The 20,212-nt window shown below is 58.0% G+C and carries 20 protein-coding genes and 1 other RNA gene; 5 read left to right on the forward strand and 16 right to left on the reverse strand.

Translation table 11 applies throughout. The features are described from left to right. Positions 1 to 901 (reverse strand): LacI family DNA-binding transcriptional regulator (locus RTP97_RS03985; RefSeq protein WP_312411144.1); only part of this gene is annotated, 901 nt, incomplete at its 3' end. A 74-nt stretch (positions 902 to 975) separates the two neighbouring features. After that, complete coding sequence (locus tag RTP97_RS03990; protein ID WP_312411147.1) at positions 976 to 1,590, reverse strand: hypothetical protein; 615 nt, start codon at positions 1,588 to 1,590, stop codon at positions 976 to 978. Positions 1,591 to 1,677: 87 nt separating this feature from the next. Here RTP97_RS03990 and RTP97_RS03995 point away from each other — a divergent pair, with 87 nt between their 5' ends. Continuing rightward, complete coding sequence (locus RTP97_RS03995; RefSeq protein WP_312411149.1) at positions 1,678 to 3,105, forward strand: PLP-dependent aminotransferase family protein; 1,428 nt, start codon at positions 1,678 to 1,680, stop codon at positions 3,103 to 3,105. Between the two features lie 34 nt (positions 3,106 to 3,139). On the opposite strand, the gene RTP97_RS04000 is transcribed toward RTP97_RS03995, so the two are convergent. The 3 genes from RTP97_RS04000 to ffs form a co-directional block, all read right to left on the reverse strand. Continuing rightward, on the reverse strand, positions 3,140 to 3,352 hold the full coding sequence (locus RTP97_RS04000; RefSeq protein WP_238083401.1) for a hypothetical protein: 213 nt from the start codon (positions 3,350 to 3,352) through the stop codon (positions 3,140 to 3,142). Further along, a complete protein-coding gene (locus RTP97_RS04005) occupies positions 3,349 to 3,597 on the reverse strand; it encodes a hypothetical protein (protein ID WP_312411151.1) in 249 nt (82 codons plus the stop codon). Before RTP97_RS04005 ends, RTP97_RS04000 begins: the two co-directional genes overlap by 4 nt. A gap of 259 nt (positions 3,598 to 3,856) precedes the next feature. After that, positions 3,857 to 3,953, reverse strand: an RNA gene (gene ffs, locus RTP97_RS04010) — signal recognition particle sRNA small type. A gap of 165 nt (positions 3,954 to 4,118) precedes the next feature. On the opposite strand from ffs, the gene RTP97_RS04015 reads away from it, so the two are divergent. After that, positions 4,119 to 4,430 (forward strand): MGMT family protein, encoded by a 312-nt coding sequence (locus RTP97_RS04015; RefSeq protein ID WP_312227484.1) that lies wholly within the window; start codon positions 4,119 to 4,121, stop codon positions 4,428 to 4,430. A gap of 30 nt (positions 4,431 to 4,460) precedes the next feature. On the opposite strand, the gene RTP97_RS04020 is transcribed toward RTP97_RS04015, so the two are convergent. Next, entirely contained in the window at positions 4,461 to 5,030 is a 570-nt protein-coding gene (locus RTP97_RS04020; RefSeq protein ID WP_312211202.1) for a YbaY family lipoprotein, read from the reverse strand. A gap of 221 nt (positions 5,031 to 5,251) precedes the next feature. Between RTP97_RS04020 and tesB the strand changes: the two genes are divergently transcribed. Beyond that, positions 5,252 to 6,115, forward strand: coding sequence for an acyl-CoA thioesterase II (gene tesB, locus RTP97_RS04025; protein WP_268108885.1), 864 nt, complete (start codon positions 5,252 to 5,254; stop codon positions 6,113 to 6,115). Between the two features lie 48 nt (positions 6,116 to 6,163). Here the strand turns inward: tesB and amtB are convergent, their stop codons facing one another. From amtB to RTP97_RS04050, 5 genes are all read right to left on the reverse strand, one after another. Continuing rightward, entirely contained in the window at positions 6,164 to 7,450 is a 1,287-nt protein-coding gene (gene amtB, locus RTP97_RS04030) for an ammonium transporter AmtB (RefSeq protein ID WP_312211199.1), read from the reverse strand. A gap of 31 nt (positions 7,451 to 7,481) precedes the next feature. Then, positions 7,482 to 7,820, reverse strand: coding sequence for a P-II family nitrogen regulator (gene glnK, locus RTP97_RS04035; protein WP_312411154.1), 339 nt, complete (start codon positions 7,818 to 7,820; stop codon positions 7,482 to 7,484). Between the two features lie 254 nt (positions 7,821 to 8,074). Then, positions 8,075 to 9,853, reverse strand: a complete 1,779-nt coding sequence (locus RTP97_RS04040; RefSeq protein WP_312411157.1) for a SmdB family multidrug efflux ABC transporter permease/ATP-binding protein — start codon at positions 9,851 to 9,853, stop codon at positions 8,075 to 8,077. Next, complete coding sequence (locus RTP97_RS04045; RefSeq protein WP_312411158.1) at positions 9,846 to 11,609, reverse strand: SmdA family multidrug ABC transporter permease/ATP-binding protein; 1,764 nt, start codon at positions 11,607 to 11,609, stop codon at positions 9,846 to 9,848. The genes RTP97_RS04040 and RTP97_RS04045 overlap by 8 nt, the downstream gene beginning before the upstream one ends. Before the next feature lie 53 nt (positions 11,610 to 11,662). Continuing rightward, entirely contained in the window at positions 11,663 to 12,121 is a 459-nt protein-coding gene (locus RTP97_RS04050) for an Lrp/AsnC family transcriptional regulator (protein ID WP_312411161.1), read from the reverse strand. Between the two features lie 118 nt (positions 12,122 to 12,239). Between RTP97_RS04050 and RTP97_RS04055 the strand changes: the two genes are divergently transcribed. Both RTP97_RS04055 and queC read left to right on the forward strand, forming a co-directional pair. Then, positions 12,240 to 13,286, forward strand: coding sequence for a PLP-dependent cysteine synthase family protein (locus RTP97_RS04055; protein ID WP_312411164.1), 1,047 nt, complete (start codon positions 12,240 to 12,242; stop codon positions 13,284 to 13,286). Positions 13,287 to 13,363: 77 nt separating this feature from the next. Continuing rightward, entirely contained in the window at positions 13,364 to 14,059 is a 696-nt protein-coding gene (queC, locus tag RTP97_RS04060) for a 7-cyano-7-deazaguanine synthase QueC (RefSeq protein WP_312411165.1), read from the forward strand. 99 nt (positions 14,060 to 14,158) lie between these two features. Here queC and RTP97_RS04065 read toward each other — a convergent pair whose 3' ends face one another. The 5 genes from RTP97_RS04065 to lon all read right to left on the reverse strand — a co-directional run bounded on the left by RTP97_RS04065 (position 14,159) and on the right by lon (position 20,108). Further along, positions 14,159 to 14,557, reverse strand: a complete 399-nt coding sequence (locus RTP97_RS04065) for a YbgC/FadM family acyl-CoA thioesterase (RefSeq protein WP_312411167.1) — start codon at positions 14,555 to 14,557, stop codon at positions 14,159 to 14,161. A gap of 99 nt (positions 14,558 to 14,656) precedes the next feature. Next, positions 14,657 to 15,043 (reverse strand): helix-hairpin-helix domain-containing protein, encoded by a 387-nt coding sequence (locus RTP97_RS04070; protein ID WP_312411168.1) that lies wholly within the window; start codon positions 15,041 to 15,043, stop codon positions 14,657 to 14,659. 150 nt (positions 15,044 to 15,193) lie between these two features. Further along, positions 15,194 to 17,068, reverse strand: coding sequence for a peptidylprolyl isomerase (gene ppiD / locus RTP97_RS04075; protein ID WP_312411169.1), 1,875 nt, complete (start codon positions 17,066 to 17,068; stop codon positions 15,194 to 15,196). 202 nt (positions 17,069 to 17,270) lie between these two features. Further along, positions 17,271 to 17,543 (reverse strand): nucleoid-associated protein HU-beta, encoded by a 273-nt coding sequence (hupB, locus tag RTP97_RS04080; RefSeq protein ID WP_312211184.1) that lies wholly within the window; start codon positions 17,541 to 17,543, stop codon positions 17,271 to 17,273. A 210-nt stretch (positions 17,544 to 17,753) separates the two neighbouring features. Beyond that, the gene (lon, locus tag RTP97_RS04085) at positions 17,754 to 20,108 is read right to left on the reverse strand and encodes an endopeptidase La (protein WP_312411170.1); all 2,355 of its coding nucleotides are present in this window, start codon (positions 20,106 to 20,108) and stop codon (positions 17,754 to 17,756) included. Between the last annotated feature and the right edge of the window lie 104 nt (positions 20,109 to 20,212).

The following is a 20,212-nucleotide window of genomic DNA, read 5'->3' on the forward strand; positions in this document are numbered from 1 at the left end:
CGCTGCGCTCCCCTGCCTCTTTAAAGGCCTGGCGTACCGTCGTCAGCGGCGGCGTATACCATGCGCTGTCGGCGGTATCGTCATAGCCCACCACCGCGATCTGGTCGGGTACGGCGATGCCCATTTCCGCACAGGCGCGAAGCACGCCAAGCGCCATCTGATCGTTCGCCACCAGAATGGCGTCAGGCAACGGCCGGGAGGCCAGTAGCTGGCTGGCCTGTTCATACCCCGAGGCTGCGCTCCAGTCGCCGTGCACGCTGGCCGCTGGGGTGATGTTGGCGTTTGTCAGCGTCTCCAGCCAGCCCGCAAGACGCGCTCGCGCTGATACCGAGCTCGGTGGCCCGGCGAGCAGGGCAATAACGCGATGGCCCAGGGTCAAAACGTGCTCTGCCCCCAACCTTGCCCCCTGTGCGGCGTCAAACACCAGGCTATTCACCTTCGCCGTCGGGCTGACGTCGAGAAACAGCGTGGGCGTCGGATGCGCCAGCGCCGCCAGCTCCTCGGCCTGGTCATCCTCCAGCGGCAGGTTGATCAGCAGCCCGGTAACCCGTTGGGCCAGCAGCTCCTGTAACGCCAGCAGGCAGGCAGCCTGGCTCGCCTGCTCGGGCATGGCGATAATCACGCCAGCCCCGGACTGTGCGGCGCGGTTTTTTACCGCCGAGGCGATCTGGGACGGCGCATGGAGAGCCAGATCGCTGGTGAGCAGCCCGAGGGTACGGCTACGCTTGCCCGCCAGCTGCTGTGCGCCACGGTTGGGCACGTAGTTCAGTTCGCGCATGGCGAAAAGCACCTTCTCGCGGGTACGCGCTGAGACGTGCTCCGCCTGGTTAATCACGCGGGAGACGGTCTGATAGGAGACGCCCGCGTAACGGGCGACATCATAAAGCGTAATGGGTTTCATGGTGTTACCCTGGCAGCTGGCGTGCCGCCAGTGTAACCCAAACCGCTCAGCGTTGCTGTGAGCGCTTCGCGGGTTTACAACGCGCTCTTCTGCGGCTGGGTGACCGGTGCAACACGGGACGGCTGGCGAAACCACGGCAGACAGAACTGGATCAGCGGGCCAATTGCCAGCGCGTAGAGCACGGTTCCCACGCCAAAGGTGCCGCCCATCGCGCAGCCCAGCAGCAGGACGCTCACCTCAATGGCGGTACGCACCATGCGCACCGACCAGCCTGTGCGGGCGTTGATGCCGGTCATCAGGCCGTCGCGCGGGCCTGCACCGAACCCGGCACCAATATACATGCCCGTTGCCAGCGCGTTAACCACCACGGCGGCAGCCAGCAACATACTGCGGGCCAGCAGCGAATCCAGAGGAGGCATCAGCACCAGCGCGGCGTCCGCCGCTAAGCCAAGCACCACCACGTTACTGACGGTACCTAAGCCCGGACGCTGGCGCAGAGGGATCCACAGCAGCAGCACCAGCGCACCGATGGCAATCATCACCACGCCAATATTGAGTGAAAGGAGTTTCGCTACACCAAGATGAAACACGTTCCACGGATCGGCACCGAGATCCGCCCTGACAAACATGGCGGTAGAGACGCCGTAGAGCGTCAGGCCGATATAGAGTTGCAGGAGTCGCCGCAGCATAGTTCACCTCATTCAATCAAAGAGAGTGACATCCTCGCTCTTACTGGCATTATCATTAATGACCAGTTTTGAAAAAGTGGACTGCCTATGTCATCACGTCGATTTGGAAGCCAGTCGCTGGTGCGGCTGCTGGGCCAGTGGCAACATCCCGCATCGCGCACGCCGCTGTGGCAGCAGCTTGCCCAGGCGCTGCGGATGCTGATCCTCGACGGTCGGCTGGCGCTGGAGACCCGCCTGCCGGGGGAGCGCGAGCTGGCTGCGGCGCTCGGCATCAGCCGCACTACCGTGGCCAGCGCACTGGCACAGCTGCGGGACGAGGGCTTTCTTCTCAGCCGCCACGGCAGCGGCTCCATCGTAACGCTGCCCGAGAGCAGCCGCACGGTGCCTACCCGTACCAATGCAGGCAGCGCGTTGGATCTCTCTACCGCCTCGCTGGGGGCCAGCCCGGAGATTCATCAGGCCTACCAGCAGGCGCTGATCGCCATGCCGCAGCACTTTGCCTCCACCGGCTACGATCAGCAGGGATTACTGGCATTACGGGAAGCCATTGCGGCCCGCTACGGCGCGCGTGGCCTGCCGACCCGGCCTGATGAAATCATGATTGTTAACGGGGCGCTCAGCGGATTTGCGCTGATCCTGCGCCTGCTGACCGGACCGGGGGATCGGGTCGTGGTCGATCACCCCACCTACCCGCTGGCGATTGCGGCGATTGAGGGGGCATCCTGCCGCCCGGTTGGCGTGGCGCTGCCGCAGCAGGGCTGGGATAGCGACGGTCTGGCGGCAACGATCGGCCAGACCTCGCCGAGGCTCGCCTACCTGATGCCGGACTTTCATAATCCCACCGGCCGCTGTATGGACGCCGCCACCCGGCAAACCGTGGCGGAGATCGCCGCCCGCACGCGCACGACGCTGGTGGTAGACGAAACCATGGTCGATCTCTGGTATGACGCTCCGCCCCCTCCCCCGCTGGCTGCGTTCAGCCCGGATGCGTCGGTGATTTCCCTTGGCTCCGCCGCCAAGAGCTTCTGGGGCGGGCTGCGGCTGGGCTGGATCCGCGCCCCGGCCCGCACCATCGCCTCGCTGGTTCAGATGCGTGACACAATCGATCTGGGTACGCCGGTGCTGGAGCAGCTCGCTGCCCGCTGGCTAATTGAGAATGGAGAGACCTTTTTGCCCGCCCATCGGCAAATGCTGGCTGCGCGCCGGGACGACTGCCTGCGTCTGATGCAGACCTTTTTTCCACAGTGGCAGACGCAGATCCCGCAGGGTGGGCTCTCTTTCTGGGTAGAGCTGCCGGAAGCGCTGGCAACGCGATTTGCCACTGGCGCAGAGAGTGCGGGTATTCACCTGGGAGCAGGAACGCGCTTTGGTTTGGCAGGCGCGTTTGAACGCTATCTACGGATGCCGTTTACCCAGTCGGAGACGGTATTACAGGAGGCATTTATGGCCCTACAGCCAATATGGACTTCATTAATTAACCAGCCGCCGATTATACGGCAGCGGAAATATATTTAATGTGACTGCGATCGGTTAACCGATCGCAGTATTGTTACTGTCGGGGAATAGGAAAACCTTTCAGCGCAATAATAAAACTTTCGCCCTGTTTTTTTATTTTTGCGCCGGCATCACACCACTCTGATGCGATACGAAAAAACTCATCTGTTCCGACATTCCAGTTCAGACGAACCTGTTTTACGTAGCCGGAGCGCAGCTGCTCGCAGGCTTCAGCATAGTTGCTGGCGGTTGACTGTAGCGGCTTCATTTTTTCTTCTTCAGCAGTTTACGTAACGCCTTGATCTCTTTAACACTCAAGGCCGATGCGTTCTCTTCTTCCGTATGCTGGCTGTCGATATCATCCTCTGAGATGGCGTCGCCATGTGACTCAAAGGCCAGCTGGAGAAGCTTTTCAGTTGCGGTGCTTAAATTCTCATTATTTGCTTCTGCGTAATGGCGGAGCTTCTCTTTTACTGCTTCGTCGATTTTTACGTTTAACACTGCGCTGACCATGATTATCCCTTTCGGTATAAATGAGACGAGTAATTAATACACCAGCTTTATGCGTTGATCCAGAAATAGTTTTCCTAAAACGCCGTCGATCACATTACTGTAATATTACTGTGGCAGGAATATATGACATAAAAATGACATTAGCATTTCAGTTTAATGACAAATAGATGTCAGGCAATACGACAGAGGAGTGATCTTATACAGGAAGCAAATTGCATGAGAAGAGATTGGCATAGCGAGTGCTAAAAATGGGTGGGGGCCCTGCCAGCTACATCCCGGCACACACGTCATCTGCTCTGGCTGCTTCCTTCCGGATCTGACCTGGTAAACAGAGTAGCGTTGCGGGAGAACCAACAGGGCCCCCATTGAGAGCGTTGTTAACCAACGCGCGGACGCATTATTACCGTATGGCCTGGCAATTGCAAGCTGCGGCCTGCTGGATGCTGGTTTATTGCGCAAGTGCCTCTTCACAGGGCAGCATACGCTGATTATGCTGGTGAGAGACACTTAAGGAAACCGTTATGGCAGACAACGACTCTTTTCCCCAGCGGGTGTGGCAAATCGTCGCCGCTATCCCGCCCGGCTCGGTGACCACCTACGGAGAGGTGGCACGGCTGGCAGGTTCACCGCGTGCGGCACGCCAGGTCGGCGGCGTGCTCAAACGCCTGCCTGAGGGCAGTACACTGCCGTGGCATCGGGTAGTGAATCGTCAGGGGCACATTTCTCTCACCGGGCCGGATCTACAACGCCAGCGTCAGGCCCTGCTCGCCGACGGCGTTCAGGTATCTGGCAACGGTATAATCGATTTAGCGCGCTATCGCTGGAACTATTAAAAAACCCTCTCCGGGGAGAGGGTTCGATTGTTACAGCTGCGTCGGTGCGGGAGTCGCTGACGAAGGGTTAACCTGCGTTGGCGAGGTAGACGGCACGGTGGTTGCTGCCCCACCGCTCTGCTGCATCGGCACAGCGGTCTGCTGAACCGGCACCAGCGTCAGGTCGATACGGGTACCGCCCTGATTAACCGCTGGCTTGATGCCATCAGTAATAAACACCAGCTTATTATCAATGGTGATCGCGGCGCTTAGCAGAATACGCGCGTCCGGCTGTACCTGCGCCGGGTCAAACGGCAGTTCATAGCTGAACGGAGCCTGTTTACCTTCGGTACGAACGGCACGCTGGGCAATGACTTTAGACGGCACGTCAGCCTGGGACGCATCGGCCAGGGTCACGGTCAGTACCGCATCCGGCGGCAGAGCCACCTTCTGACGGATCCAGATCGTACCCGAGACGTTAGGCTGCTTAATCACGGACTGCGTTGAGGCAATGGAGGTATTCGGGTTTGGTGCGGGCGTCTGGATATCTGCGCTTTTGTCGGCACAGGCAGCCAGAGAAACGGCAACCGCTAAACCACTTAACATGTGCACGAGTTTCATTGAGTTCTCCTTATCTTCAATGCACCAGCAGGTATGACGCCCGCCAGAATCAGTGGTTAATACTTAAATCGTATCGAACGCCAGTAAGTGTGGCACACATCACTGATTTTTGCCTGGAAACAGCCATGTATTCAGATTTTTGCACCCATCGGACCACTTGCATTTCTGGGTTATACTCTGCCTGTATCCGCTCGGTCGCTTTTATTTTATTGAGGACACCTATGAGTCAAGCGCTGAATAATCTGCTGACGTTGCTTAATCTGGAAAAAATTGAAGAGGGTCTGTTTCGCGGTCAAAGCGAAGATTTGGGCCTGCGCCAGGTCTTTGGCGGCCAGGTTGTCGGTCAGGCACTCTATGCCGCAAAAGAGACCGTCCCGGCAGATCGCCTCGTCCACTCGTTCCACAGCTATTTTTTACGCCCTGGCGATAGCCAAAAACCGATCATCTATGACGTAGAGGTGCTGCGCGACGGCAACAGCTTTAGCGCCCGTCGGGTAGCCGCCATCCAGAACGGCAAACCTATTTTCTATATGACAGCCTCGTTCCAGGCTCCCGAGCCGGGCTATGAGCACCAGAAAACGATGCCTGCCGCCCCTGCTCCGGATAATCTGCCATCGGAGACGGACATTGCCCGCTCGCTGGCGCACCTCCTGCCGCCGCAGGTAAAAGAGAAGTTTCTCTGCGATAAACCGCTGGAGATCCGCCCGGTTGAGTTCCATAACCCAATGAAGGGCCACGTGGCAGAGCCAACCCGTCAGGTGTGGATCCGTGCTAACGGCACGATGCCCGCGGATTTTCGTACCCATCAGTACCTGCTGGGCTACGCCTCTGACTTCAACTTCCTGCCGGTGGCGCTGCAGCCGCACGGGGTCGGTTTTCTGGAGCGGGGCATGCAGGTTGCCACTATCGATCACTCGATGTGGTTCCACCGTCCGTTCGATATGAACGAGTGGCTACTCTACAGCGTGGAGAGCACCTCCGCTTCCAGCGCGCGCGGGTTTGTGCGCGGCGAGTTCTATACCCAGGATGGCGTGCTGGTGGCGTCCAGCGTGCAGGAAGGGGTGATGCGCAACCGCAACGAATAAACAAAAAAACCTCCTGCTGGCGGGAGGTTTTCTGAGGGTTAAACCAGATTACGCGTTGTAAGCGTTTTCGCCGTGGCTGTTCACGTCCAGGCCTTCGCGCTCCTGCTCTTCCGGTACGCGCAGGCCAACAATCATGTCCGCCAGCTTGTAACCGATGAAGGCGACGACGCCTGACCAGACGATGGTGATAGCGATACTTTCCAGCTGCACCAGCACCTGATGGCCCATGGTCACGCCTTCAGCGTAGCCGACGCCGCCCAGAGAGGTAGAGGCAAACACGCCGGTCAGGATACAGCCTACGATGCCGCAGACGCCGTGCACACCGAACACGTCACACGGGTCATCAACGCGCAGCCAGCGTTTCAGCATGGTCACGCCCCACAGACCGGCCAGGCCCGCAACGATCCCGACAATCAGTGAACCGCCCACGCCGATGTAGCCACAGGCTGGCGTCACGGCAACCAGACCGGCAATCGCGCCGGAGCATGCGCCCAGCAGCGACGGCTTGCCGCGGGTTGCCCACTCGCCGAATACCCAGGCAAGGATAGCAGCGGCGGTGGCGACAACGGTGTTGACGAACGCCAGGGCAGCGATTTCGTTGGCGGCACCGGCAGAGCCTGCGTTAAAGCCGAACCAGCCGATATAGAGGATCGCCGTACCGATAAAGACCATCGGCAGGTTGTGCGGTTTAAACGCCTCTTTACCGAAACCAACACGTTTGCCAATCAGGTAGGCCCCCACCAGACCCGCAATCGCGGCGTTGATGTGCACTACCGTACCGCCGGCAAAGTCCAGCGCGCCGTGGGAAGCCAGCAGGCCGCCGCCCCAGACCATGTGTGCAATCGGCACATAGGAGAGGGTCATCCACACCACCACGAAGATCAGCACCGCTGAGAAACGGATACGCTCGGCCAGCGCACCGACGATCAGGCCAACGGTGATGCAGGCAAATGAGCCCTGGAACGCAACGTGAATATACTGGTAGAAGCTACCCATTACGGCGGTCAGTTCGATATTTTTCAGCATCGCCCAGTTGAAGTCGCCGAAGAAGTTATTGCCCGTGCCGAACGCCAGCGAGTAGCCGTAGACCACCCACAGCACGCAGACCAGCGCAAAGGTCACGGTGACCTGGGTCAGCATCGAGAGCACGTTTTTGCCACGGATCAGGCCGCCGTAGAACAGCGCGATCCCTGGAATGGTCATAAACAGCACCAGCGCGGTGCAGATCATCATAAAGGCGTTATCGGCTTTGTCGGCCACGGCCGGAGCCGCCATCGCCAGACCCGGTAACGCTGCCAGTGCGGCCATCGCCGTTTTTAAGGTTACTTTTTTCATTTTTACCATCCCAATCACTGTGTGTCTGACGTTACAGTGCCGCTTCGTCGGCTTCGCCGGTACGAATACGGATAACGCGTTGCAGTTCGGCAACGAAAATTTTGCCGTCGCCAATTTTTCCGGTGTAGGCCGCTTTGCTAATGACATCAATCACTTCATCAAGCTGATCGTCAGCAATGGCCACGTCAATCTTTACCTTCGGCAGGAAGTTAACGCTGTATCCAGCCCCGCGGCAGAGTTCAGCATGCCCCTTCTGACGACCAAAGCCTTTCACTTCGGTAACGGTCAGCCCCTGAATACCAATAGACGACAGTGCTTCACGGACGTCCTCAAGTTTAAATGGCTTAATGACCACGGTAACCAGCTTCATAAATCCCCCTCAGTCGAAAATCGGTAATGGCCGCAGCTAACACGCAGGAAGTATTGCAAGCGGTGTGCCAGATTTGGAAAAAGGGAAAAATTCAGCGGCTTAAGCCGTCAGAACAGGACAGCTGGTTTCATAGAAAAGTGTGATGGGGATTCAGATTGTTCCTGGGAAAGAAAAACGCACCATGGCAGTGCATGGTGCGCAACGTTTTTGCACCAACAGGCGATCCTGTCAGTAGCTTGCCTGATTATGGTGCATCAGGCGATTAGCGACTCTTCTTGTGCACTGGCTGCCAGCTCTTCGCCTGCCAGCTGCAGCTGATACATCTGCCAGTAGCGCCCTTCAGCGGCCAGCAGTTCCTGATGGTTACCACGCTCGACCGCCTGCCCACGATGCAGAACCAGAATGGTGTCAGCCTCCACGATTGTAGAGAGACGGTGGGCAATCACTACCAGGGTCGTATGCTGGCGTACCGCTGCCAGCGCCTGCTGAATAGCCTGCTCGGTGCCGGAGTCGATATTTGCAGTGGCCTCATCAAGGATCAGGATCTGCGGGGTAGCCACCAATACGCGAGCCAGCGCCAGCAGCTGCTTCTGTCCGACCGAGAGGTTATTCCCCTGCTCTCCCAGACTGGTATAGATATCGTCGGGCATTCCCCGGGCCAGATCCGCCAATTGAACGGTCTCCAGCGCCTGCCACACCTGTGCCTCGCTGATATCGCGCCCGAGGGTGACGTTAGCAAAGAAAGAATCCGCCAGCACCACCGGATCCTGCTGAACCATTGCCACACCCTGGCGTAGTACGTCGTGGCTGAGAGTGGAGAGCGGCCGACCGTCAAGGCGGATCTCCCCTTTCGTCAGCGGATAATAGCCCATCAGCAGGCTGGCGAGAGTGCTTTTGCCGCTACCGGTATGGCCCACCAGCGCAATAAAGCTGCGCGGCGGCACGGCGAGGTCGATATCCTGTAATACGAGGTTATCATCACGGTAGGCGAAAGAGAGGTTCTCAATGTCGATAGCGCCGCTGGCCAACGGACGCTCGTCGTCACCGTAGGTCTGGCGCGGCCGATCCATCAGCTCAAATACGCGCTCCCCTGCTACCACCGCCTGCTGCAGCATCGACTGCTGGGTCGTCAGCTCAATCAAGGGTTCGTTAAGGCGGCCAAGGTAGCTGATAAAGGCGTAGAGCACACCCACCTCAATGGTACCCACCGAGGTAAAGCCAAACAGCATCAGCAGCCCACAGAGCACCAGCGCCGAGAAGAGGCTCAGCAGCGGACGCAGCAGAAAACCGTCGAGCCGCAGAGTCTGCATGCGCGCAAAGTAGTGGGAGCGGCTAGCCTCACTCATCCGCTCGCCAAAACGCGCCTGCTGACGAAATTGCTGGATCACGTTCATGCCGTTGATCACTTCGTTAAACCCGTCGTTGATATCCGCCAGGTAGGTGCGGACGCGACGCACGATAGGCGTGCTGTAGCGCTGGTAGAGCGCCATCACGCACAGCACCGCCGGGAAGATCGCCAGCGCCACCAGCGCCATCCGCCAGTCGAGGCTGAACATCGCCACCAGCATTGCGCCCACCAGCGCCGCGCTGCGCAGCACGGTCGAGACCACCATCACGTAGAGATCGCGGATCACTTCCGTATCGTTAGTGACGCGGGAGATAAGCTGCCCTACCGGCTGGGTATCAAAGGCGTTAAGCGGCTGGCGCAGGGCGGCGTCCATCACGTCAGTACGCAGCTGCTGCACCACGCCGACGGCGGCCTCGTTAAACAGCAGCGACTGGGCATAGTGCAGCCCGGCGGCCAAAAGCTGAAGGCCAATATAGGCCACCGCCAGCCCTATCAGCAGGCCGAGCGGCAGATAGCTTTTCGCCACCATGTTATCGATAAAATAGCTGATTAGCGCCGGACCGGCGACCTCGGCCGCCGCCGCGACCCACAGCATGACTACTGCTCGGGTCAGCGGCTTTTTCCACGGCTTACCGTAGGCTAACAGGCGTTTAAGGGTTGGCCAAAGCTGTCCAAAACTACGCATCAGCACTCTCCTTCTCTTCGTCATCCAGCGCGGCTTCCAGCTGCTGGTAGCGGTGCATATCGCGATACCAGCCCGGCTGATGGGCTAACGTCTCGTGCTGCCCTCGCTGAACAATGTGCCCATGCTGCATCACCAGGATCTCGCTCGCTTCGGCGAGCGCCGAGAGCCGGTGCGCGCTAATAATTACCGTACGCCCTTCGCCCCACTGGCGCAGGTTATGCAGGATCTGGTGCTCGGTGCGGCCATCCACCGCCGACAGCGCATCGTCGAGGATCAGGATCTCGGCGTTGAGCAGCAGCGCCCGGGCAATCGAGATACGCTGCTTCTGCCCGCCGGAGAGCATCACCCCGCGCTCGCCCACCTCGGTATCGTACCCCTGCGGCAGGCGCAGGATATCCTCATGAACGCTGGCTAGCCGGGCGACGTGCTCAATCTCCTGCTGTGTCGCGCCGGGGTGGCCGAGGGCGATGTTATTGCCTACGGTGTCAGAGAAGAGGAACGGCGTCTGGTTGACTACCGCCAGTCGCCCGCGCCATGCGTCCAGCTTCAGGCTCGGCAGGGGCCGGTCATGAAAGCGGATCTCCCCCTGGGTGACGTCAAAGTGGCGCTGGATCAGCGACAGCAGGGTGCTTTTCCCCGCCCCGGTCGGCCCGCAGATACCCAGCATCTGTCCTGGGGTCAGCGTAAAGCTGACGTTCTCCAGAGTCGGATGCGACGTCTGCGGATAGCGAAACTCGCGGATCGCCACGTTCAGGTTGCCGCGTCCTTCCGGCAGCGGCTCGCTGCCGTCATCCACCACCGGCGCTTCCGCCAGCATGTCACGGATGCGGCTGTAGGCGGCGCTGCCGCGCTCAACGATGTTAAACATCCAGGCGAGGGCCAGCATCGGCCAGATCATCAGCCCCAGATACATAGTAAAACTGGTGAGTTCGCCCAGCGTCAGGCTACCGTTAACCACCATCCAGCTACCGCCGCCAATTGCCAGCAGGTTTGCCATCCCGATGGCAATATAAATCGTCGGATCGAAACGGGCGTCCACTCGCGCCACCTTCATGTTTTTTCTGCCGGTATCGGCGGCATCTTCGGCAAACAGTCCGGACTGGCGATCCTCAAGGCCAAAGGCTTTGATCATGCGGATGCTGGTCAGGCTCTCCTGGGTACGGTCGTTGAGAGAAGAGAACGCCGCCTGCGCCAGCTTGAATCGATTATGCAGCTGATCGCCGTAGCGTTTGATCACCAGGGCCATAATCGGCATCGGCAGCAGCGCCAGCAGGGTAAGCTGCCAGCTGATCTGGGTCGACATGACGATCAGCACCACACAGCCCATCACCAGCGAGTCCACCAGGGTCAGCACCCCCTCCCCGGCGGCAAAAACCACGCGATCGACGTCGTTAGTGGCGCGGGCCATCAGGTCACCGGTGCGGTGGCGCAGGTAAAATTCTGGGTGCTGGCGGCTGAGCTGACGGTAGAAGTCCTCCCGCAGCTCGACGGCCAGCTGGTAAGACGCGCCAAACAGCAGCACGCGCCAGACGTAGCGCAGCAGGTAGATGACGATGGCTACCAGCACCAGCAGGCCAACCCACATCATGACATCCTGCGGACGATAATGACCTTCGGTCACGCCGTCGACTACGTATCCCACCACTTTCGGGGGGATGAGCTGCAGAAGAGCAATGATGATGAGCAGGGCTACGGCACCGAGATAGCGTCGCCACTCCCGGCGAAAGTACCAGCCTAGTTGAGCAAATAATCGCACGCGGTTATATCCTGAAGGTCTTTATTCGGCCCCTGACGCCGGGGCCAGAAGCGTTATTCAATGGGTAACTCTGTCGTATATTTTATCTGTTCCATCGCAAAACTCGATGTCACATCGGACAAGCCTGGCACGCTATTGACCAGACGTTTGTAAAAATCGTCGTAGCGCTTCATGTCAGCGACCTGAACGCGCATTAAGTAGTCATATTCACCGGCCATGCGCCAAAAGCCCAGCACCTCCGGCATGGCGGAGACGACGCTGACAAACTGATGATACCACTCGCTGCAGTGCTGCTGGGTTTTAATGAGTACAAATGCCGTCAGACCGAGGCCCAGCTTTTCAGCGTCCAGCAGCGCCACGCGCGCCAGCAGGATCCCTTCATCTTCCAGCCGCTTGAGCCGTTTCCAGCAAGGGGTAGTCGTCAGATTAACGGCATCGGCTAACGCCTGCAAAGAGAGGGTACTGTCTCGTTGCAGCAGGGCGAGCAGCTTCTTGTCAATTTTATCTAGCATTACCGGCCTCCGGGAGAAATTTTTTCTCTCTACATTCTATTTCAAAGGCGGAATGGCAACAATTTTTTAGGCGCTTTCCGTTAAGCTAGGCACAAATTGACAAACAGGATCGCCCCGGATGAACAACGCCTGGACCAAACACGCCATCAGTGAAATTAACGCCGATGCCCAGCGCTCGGCGGATACGCACCTGATTCGCCTCTCCCTGCCCGCCTTTCCAGGGATCAATCTCTACCTGAAGGATGAAAGCACGCACCCGACCGGTAGCCTGAAGCATCGCCTGGCGCGATCGCTATTCCTTTACGGGCTGTGCAACGGCTGGATCCGCGAAGGTATGCCGATTATTGAGGCGTCGTCAGGCTCGACAGCGGTTTCAGAGGCGTGGTTTGCCCGCCTGCTGGGACTGCCGTTTATCGCGGTGATGCCCGCCTGCACCGCAAAGCGTAAAATCGAGCAGATCGCGTTTTACGGCGGCCGCTGCCACTTCGTTGAGAGCGCCTGCGAGATTTACGCCGCCTCGGAGACCCTGGCGCAGGAGCTGCACGGCCACTATATGGATCAGTTCACCTATGCCGAGCGCGCCACCGACTGGCGCGGCAACAACAATATTGCCGACAGCATCTACCGCCAGATGCGCCATGAGCCGCACCCGATCCCCGACCATATCGTGATGAGCGCCGGAACCGGCGGCACTTCGGCAACCATCGGGCGCTATATTCGCTACCAGGGATACGATACCCGGCTTACGGTAGTCGATCCGCAAAACTCTGTGTTTCTCGACTATTGGCAGCAGCGGGATATCAACCTGCGCAGCCCGGTCGGCAGTAAAATTGAGGGTATCGGGCGTCCTCGCGTGGAGCCGTCGTTCATTCCGGACGTGGTGGATGAGATGCTGCGCGTCCCGGACGCCGCCAGCGTCGCTACCGCCCATTGGCTGGAGACGCAGCTGGGCCGCAAGGTCGGGGCCTCCACCGGCACTAACATGTGGGGCGCATTGCAGCTTGCCGCCCGGATGCGTGACGAGGGGCGTACCGGCTCGATTGTCACCCTGCTGTGCGACAGCGGCGAGCGCTATCTCGACACCTACTACAACCCGGAGTGGGTCAGAGCCAATATCGGCGATACCGCGCCTTATACCGCAGAGATTGCCCAGCTGCTGCGATAACAAATGGATACTGGTCGTGCCCGCCAGCAGGCGCTACCATAGCGGCTTTATTGCTATTGAAACTGTCAGGAAAATGTATGAAACGTGCCGTTGTCGTCTTTAGCGGAGGCCAGGACTCCACAACATGTCTGGTACAGGCGCTGCATCACTATGATGAAGTCCACTGCGTCACCTTCGATTACGGTCAGCGTCATCGGGCAGAGATTGACGTCGCGCGCGAGCTGGCGCTAAAGCTGGGTGCACGGGCGCATAAGGTGCTGGACGTCACTTTGCTTAACGAGCTGGCGGTCAGCAGCCTGACCCGCGACAGCATCCCGGTGCCGGATTACGAACCGGATGCCAGCGGCATCCCTAATACCTTTGTGCCGGGCCGTAACATTCTGTTTTTGACCCTTGCGGCGATCTACGCCTATCAGGTGCAGGCCGAGGCGGTGATCACCGGCGTCTGCGAGACCGACTTTTCCGGCTACCCGGACTGCCGCGACGAGTTTGTTAAGGCGCTCAACCACGCGGTGAGCCTTGGCATGGCAAAAGATATCCGCTTTGAGACGCCGCTGATGTGGCTCGATAAGGCGGAAACCTGGGCGCTGGCCGACTACTGGCAGAAGCTGGAGCTGGTACGCAAAGAGACGCTGACCTGCTACAACGGCATCAAGGGCGACGGCTGCGGCCAGTGCGCCGCCTGTAACCTGCGCGCCAACGGCCTCAATCACTACCTGGCAGAGAAGCCAGCGGTGATGGCGGCAATGAAGCAGAAAACCGGGTTGCAGTAAGTTTGCATAACGCCGGGTGGCGGCTTCGCCTTACCCGGCCTACAAAGGTAAAGTGCGGTTTGTAGGCCCGGTAAGCGTAGCGCCACCGGGCGTGAGAGCTTACTCCATCATCATCTCCAGCTTCTGCCGCAGCTCTCCCTCCAGCGCCAGCGCTTTTTTGCTGCGCAGATCGATGCAGACAAAGGTGATCAGCGCGTCGGCCACCACCTCCCCTTCTGGCGATAACGTCACTACCTGACTCAGCACGCCGCTTTTGCCGTTCAGCTGCTCTATTTTGCTGCTAATTGTCAGCAGATCGCCCAACACCGCCGGGCGGCGATAGTTAATATTGATATTCACCACCACAAACGCAATGTGGTTAGCCGTCATCCACTGAAAGCCTTCGCTGCTCTCCAGCCCTTCCCAACGTGCTTCTTCAAGGAACTCCAGATAACGAGCATTGTTTACGTGCTGGTAGACGTCGATGTGGTAACCACGAACCTTAATCTGAGTCTGCATAGCGCAATAACCTTCTTTTTATGTTGTAGGATGGTACAGAGGCCATAACTGGTATGACCTCTTTATCATGGCAAAGAATGGCTACGACGCAAGCAAAAGTTACAGGGTTAAACGATCCAGGTTACGCTCCACCAGCGAGGCCCCCATCCCCGGTACCTGCTGCAGATCTTCCAGCGTCTTAAACGGCCCATACTCCTCGCGGTAGCTGACGATCGCCTGCGCTTTCTTCAGCCCCACGCCGTTCATGGCCTGCGCCAGTGCCTCTGCCGACGCGGCGTTGATGCTTACCCGGGTCGTCTCCTCATCGCCCTTCGCCGCTTCCGGCGCTTTCGCTTTGGCCGCCGGCGCGGCTGCGGGTGCTGATTTATGTTGTACCGTCTGGGCCTGAGGGGACTTCACCGGCGCATCAGCGGCAAGCGCACGCTGGCCCATGGCGGCACAGGCAAGTGTCAGAGTCACTACTGCTATTTTGATTCCACGTTTCATGCTGCTTTCTCCTTGTTTGTTGACAGCCCCCGCACAATAAACAGAGCGGTAACAGGAGACAAACGGCAGATTGCAGAAATGGAAAAGGCCGCGAAAGCGGCCTTTGATTGTTGCATGGCGTTGCAAAAGTCTGCGAGACGCCCGGAGAAATTACTGCTGCGGATCGACGATGTCGCCCGTTTTGATTTTGGCTTCTTTACGCAGGTTGCTCATCAGCGCTTCGAAAGAGATCTGGGCATTGTTCTGGGTGATCCCCTGAACCATCGCCTTTTTCTGCGCGTCCGGCATGGTGCCCGCTTTCACTTCGTCCAGCGCCAGCAGCACGACGTTGCCCTGCATATCATTAGCCACGCCATAGACAGGCTTATCCTTCGCCGGCAGGGCCAGCGTAAAGGCCGCCTGGCTCAGCGGATCCTGACCGGTACGCGACAGCGTTTTAGACTCACCAAAGCTCAGGCCTGCGGCTTTCAGCGCGTCGTCGCCTTTACCGGCTTTCAGGTCGGCCAGCAGCTTATCGGCATCCAGCTTCGCTTTTTGCTCAGCTTTGTTGTGCTTAACGATATCGGCAACCTGGGTTTTGACCTCTTCCAGCGGCTTCACGGCTTCGGCTTTATGCTCGCTCACGCGCAGCACAAACGCACGATCGCCATCAACGGTAATGATGTCAGAGTTGCTGCCCGGCGTACCGTTTTCACCCACCAGCGCGCCACCGAAGATAGCGTCAGAAACCGGTTTGAAATTCAGCTCTTCCGGCAGGTTGTCACGGCCAAACCAGCCGGTTTCTACCGCTTTCACACCCGCAGCCTGCTCTGCACCCGCCAGCGACTCGTTATCGTTGCTTGCGGCATCGCTCACCTTCTGCTGCAGAGCGTAGTAAGCATCAAGGCCCTTCTCCTGCTTCACCTTCGCCGCCAGCTCATCGCGCACGTCGTTAAACGGTTTAACCTGGGCAGGCTGAACGTCGTCGAGGCGGGCGACCAGGAAACCAACGGAGGATTTAATCACGCCGGATAGCTGGCCCTTCTCTTTCAGACCGGCGTTTTTCAGCTCTTCAGGGGTGGTGGAGTCCTCCAGCCAGCCCATGTCGCCGCCGTTACGGGCAGAGATGATGTCGGCGGATTTCTCTTTTGCCAGCGTCGCGAAATCAGTACCTTTGCTTAACTGATCCAGCACTGCTTTCGCTTCGTCTTCGGTCTTGGTCTGGATCACGCTGTAACGATTACGCTGCGGCTGGGTGAACTGATCCTGATGCTGGTCGTAGTAGGCCTGGATCTCTTCATCGCTGGCGTTCTGCTGCATGCTGGCAGCATCCAGCTTAATGTAACTGACGCGGAACTGCTCCGGCGCGATAAAGCTGTTTTTGTTCTGTTCGTAGTAGCTGGCGATCTCCTGATCGGAGGCGGTCTGCTGCTGCGCCAGGGCGTTAACGTCGATGGTCGCGGTGCGCACCAGACGCTGCTGGGCGACCAGCGCGGCCAGCTCATCGGTTTCACCTTTCAGCATAAAGTCGGTACCGGCAACGGCGTTGATCAGCTGCTGGGAGGTGAGCTGATTACGCAGCGCCTGAGCATACTGATCGGGGGTCATGCCCATCTGATTGACCAGCGCGTTATAGCGTGCGTTATCGAATTTGCCGTTGTTCTGGAAAGCCTGGGTAGAGAAGATTGCTTTCTTTACCTGCTCGTCACTGATGCCAAGGCCCAGATGCTGAGCGTACTGGTCCAGCAACGCTTCATCAATCAGGCGGCTCAGCACCTGCTGGCGCATGCTCTTCATATAGGCTTCGTTGCCGGCCAGCTCAGAGAATTGCTCGCCCAGCTGCTGCTGCATACGGTTACGTTCAGCCGCTACCGCATTTTCGAACTGGCTGCGGCCGATCTCCTGGCCATTAACTTTTGCGGCATAATTATTGTTACCGCCAATCAGGTAGTTACCAACGCCAGTCAGAATGAATGACACGATAATCAAACCCAGAATGATCTTGAGCACGACGTGGTTTGCCGCCGCGCGTAAATTGTCCATCATGGTGTAACAACACTCCGCTGTAGGTGACTGTCTGTCTCACGCAGCGCCATTAATGCAGGCCGCTGCGCGTAAAGCCGTATTGTGACAAGAAACCGGGGGCGTTGTCAGCCCGCGGGCCCGATTAATTCCGGCATCGCAAATAAAAAAGGCACATCTGGTGATGCGCCCTTGTACTTTGTCACAATCCTGAGAGGGATCGCTATCAGTTTACCGCGTCTTTCAGCGCCTTACCTGCGCGGAAACCCGGAACTTTAGCGGCAGCAATGGTGATCTCTTTGCCGGTTTGCGGGTTGCGACCAGTACGGGCAGCACGCTCTTTAACAGCAAAAGTACCAAAACCTACCAGCGCTACCTCGTCTCCGGATTGCAGAGATTCAGTCACAGAAGCAATTAAAGCATCTAACGCACGTCCAGCCGCAGCTTTAGAGATATCAGCCCCTGCAGCAATTTTGTCTATCAGTTGAGATTTATTCACTCTTCTCTTCCTCTCTTTATAATTTATATCGCACCTTAATCCATCGAAGTGCGACCGCGCAGCAGTTATATCAGGCCTGTCATGCCCTTACAACACCCGTTGTTGATGATACAGCAAACCAGCCATCTAAATTAGCTATACAAAAAAAGGCTGGCAAGCCCGAAATGCGCTGCCAGCCCTGTTTTTATCGACGCTCTTTGCGCAGTGTCACTATTTTGCGCTAACGACCTGCATGCCTGAAGGCTCGTTTTGCAGCGCCAGCGTCAGCACTTCCTCAATGCGTTTCACTGGGTGAATGTCGAGATCGGCAATCACGTTCTCCGGGATCTCTTCAAGATCGCGCTTGTTCTCATACGGGATCAGCACGGTCTTGATACCGCCGCGGTGCGCTGCCAGCAGCTTCTCTTTCAGGCCGCCAATCGGCAGAACCTGACCGCGCAGAGTGATCTCACCGGTCATCGCCACGTCGGCACGCACCGGGTTACCGGTCAGACAGGAGACCAGCGCCGTACACATCGCAATACCGGCACTCGGACCATCTTTCGGCGTTGCCCCTTCTGGAACGTGAACGTGGATATCGCGTTTTTCATAGAAGTCGCCGTTAATGCCCAGCTTCTCTGCACGCGCACGCACCACGGTCAGTGCCGCCTGGATGGACTCCTGCATCACCTCACCCAGCGAGCCGGTGTAGGTCAGCTTGCCTTTACCCGGCACGCAGGCGGTTTCGATGGTCAGCAGATCGCCGCCCACTTCCGTCCACGCCAGACCCGTTACCTGACCCACGCGGTTTTCATCGTCCGCACGGCCGTAGTCGAAGCGCTGAACGCCCAGATACTCGTTGAGGTTATCACCGGTGATGGTGATCTGCTTCAGCGACGGATCGAGCAGCAGCTGTTTCACTGCCTTACGGCACAGCTTGGAGATTTCACGCTCCAGGCTACGCACGCCCGCTTCACGGGTGTAGTAGCGGATAATGCCGATAATAGCGCTATCGTCCACCGTGATTTCGCCATTTTTCAGCGCGTTACGCTCAATCTGCTTCGGCAGCAGGTGGCGTTTGGCGATGTTCAGCTTCTCATCTTCGGTATAGCCCGACAGACGGATCACTTCCATACGGTCCAGCAGTGGCGCAGGGATGTTCATCGAGTTTGACGTCGCAACGAACATCACGTCGCTGAGATCGTAGTCGACCTCAAGATAGTGATCGCTAAAGGCCACGTTCTGTTCTGGATCAAGCACTTCCAGCAGCGCCGAAGCCGGATCGCCACGCATGTCTGAGGACATCTTGTCGATCTCATCCAGCAGGAACAGCGGGTTTTTCACCCCAACTTTCGCCATCTTCTGGATCAGTTTGCCAGGCATGGAGCCGATGTAGGTCCGACGGTGACCGCGAATTTCCGCTTCGTCACGCACGCCGCCCAGCGCCATACGGATGTATTTACGTCCGGTCGCTTTGGCAATGGACTGCCCAAGAGAGGTTTTCCCTACCCCCGGCGGTCCCACCAGGCAGAGGATCGGCCCCTTCAGCTTGTTAACCCGGCTCTGAACCGCAAGGTACTCAAGGATGCGATCCTTAACGCGTTCCAGACCGTAGTGATCGGTATCCAGAATCTCCTGTGCCTGGCGCAGATCTTTCTTCACCTTGCTACGGGCGTTCCATGGAACCTGAATCATCCACTCGATATAGCCGCGCACTACGGTCGCTTCTGCCGACATCGGAGACATCATCTTCAGCTTCTGCAGCTCAGCTTCCGCTTTCTCTTTTGCCTCTTTCGGCATCTTCGCCGCGTCGATCTTGCGCTTCAGCGCTTCGTTTTCGTCCGGCGCATCGTCCATCTCGCCCAGCTCTTTCTGAATGGCTTTCATCTGCTCATTCAGATAGTACTCGCGCTGGGATTTTTCCATCTGTTTCTTCACGCGGTTACGGATGCGTTTCTCAACCTGTAACAGGTCGATCTCCGACTCCATCATCGCCATCAGATACTCCAGACGTTCATTAACGTCGGACATCTCAAGCACGGACTGCTTATCCGCCAGCTTCAGCGGCATATGTGCGCCGATGGTGTCAGCCAGACGTGCTGGATCGTCAATGCTATTGAGCGACGTCAGCACTTCCGGTGGAATTTTTTTGTTGAGCTTGATATAGCCTTCAAACTGACCGATGGCGGTGCGAACCAGCACCTCCTGCTCACGCTCGTCAATGGCGGGCGATTCCAGGTACTCGGCTTTCGCAGAGAAGAAGTCGCCGTCATCAGACAGGGTGCTAATGCGCGCGCGCTGCAGGCCTTCGACCAGTACTTTTACCGTACCGTCAGGCAGCTTCAGCATCTGCAAAATAGAGGCCACGGTCCCGACGGTGAACAGATCGTTAACACCCGGCTCATCCGTAGACGCCTCTTTCTGCGCCACCAGCATGATTTTTTTATCCTGGTCCATGGCCGCTTCGAGACAACGAATCGATTTTTCCCGCCCTACGAATAAGGGGATGACCATGTGCGGATAAACCACCACATCGCGCAACGGCAATACGGGGATTTCAATGCGTTCAGAACGCTCAGAAGTCATAGAGCTCTCTCTTAAGTTTAATGTCCGCCTGGTAACCCGGCCGCAGGCCTGTGCGTCAAGCGACCGTTAACATGTAAATCAGTATATGGGGATGTTTCCCTTAC

Origin of the sequence: Pseudescherichia sp. (genome assembly GCF_031998825.1) — a bacterium.
Classification (GTDB): domain Bacteria; phylum Pseudomonadota; class Gammaproteobacteria; order Enterobacterales; family Enterobacteriaceae; genus Pseudescherichia.

Excerpts from the sequence above, each read along its gene's own strand:
- RTP97_RS03990 (WP_312411147.1), bottom strand. The coding sequence starts at position 1,590 with ATGCTGCGGCGACTCCTGCAACTCTATATCGGCCTGACGCTCTACGGC.
- RTP97_RS03995 (WP_312411149.1), top strand. The coding sequence starts at position 1,678 with ATGTCATCACGTCGATTTGGAAGCCAGTCGCTGGTGCGGCTGCTGGGC.
- RTP97_RS04000 (WP_238083401.1), bottom strand. The coding sequence starts at position 3,352 with ATGAAGCCGCTACAGTCAACCGCCAGCAACTATGCTGAAGCCTGCGAG.
- RTP97_RS04005 (WP_312411151.1), bottom strand. The coding sequence starts at position 3,597 with ATGGTCAGCGCAGTGTTAAACGTAAAAATCGACGAAGCAGTAAAAGAG.
- RTP97_RS04015 (WP_312227484.1), top strand. The coding sequence starts at position 4,119 with ATGGCAGACAACGACTCTTTTCCCCAGCGGGTGTGGCAAATCGTCGCC.
- RTP97_RS04020 (WP_312211202.1), bottom strand. The coding sequence starts at position 5,030 with ATGAAACTCGTGCACATGTTAAGTGGTTTAGCGGTTGCCGTTTCTCTG.
- tesB (WP_268108885.1), top strand. The coding sequence starts at position 5,252 with ATGAGTCAAGCGCTGAATAATCTGCTGACGTTGCTTAATCTGGAAAAA.
- amtB (WP_312211199.1), bottom strand. The coding sequence starts at position 7,450 with ATGAAAAAAGTAACCTTAAAAACGGCGATGGCCGCACTGGCAGCGTTA.
- glnK (WP_312411154.1), bottom strand. The coding sequence starts at position 7,820 with ATGAAGCTGGTTACCGTGGTCATTAAGCCATTTAAACTTGAGGACGTC.
- RTP97_RS04040 (WP_312411157.1), bottom strand. The coding sequence starts at position 9,853 with ATGCGTAGTTTTGGACAGCTTTGGCCAACCCTTAAACGCCTGTTAGCC.
- RTP97_RS04050 (WP_312411161.1), bottom strand. The coding sequence starts at position 12,121 with ATGCTAGATAAAATTGACAAGAAGCTGCTCGCCCTGCTGCAACGAGAC.
- RTP97_RS04055 (WP_312411164.1), top strand. The coding sequence starts at position 12,240 with ATGAACAACGCCTGGACCAAACACGCCATCAGTGAAATTAACGCCGAT.
- queC (WP_312411165.1), top strand. The coding sequence starts at position 13,364 with ATGAAACGTGCCGTTGTCGTCTTTAGCGGAGGCCAGGACTCCACAACA.
- RTP97_RS04065 (WP_312411167.1), bottom strand. The coding sequence starts at position 14,557 with ATGCAGACTCAGATTAAGGTTCGTGGTTACCACATCGACGTCTACCAG.
- RTP97_RS04070 (WP_312411168.1), bottom strand. The coding sequence starts at position 15,043 with ATGAAACGTGGAATCAAAATAGCAGTAGTGACTCTGACACTTGCCTGT.
- ppiD (WP_312411169.1), bottom strand. The coding sequence starts at position 17,068 with ATGATGGACAATTTACGCGCGGCGGCAAACCACGTCGTGCTCAAGATC.
- lon (WP_312411170.1), bottom strand. The coding sequence starts at position 20,108 with ATGACTTCTGAGCGTTCTGAACGCATTGAAATCCCCGTATTGCCGTTG.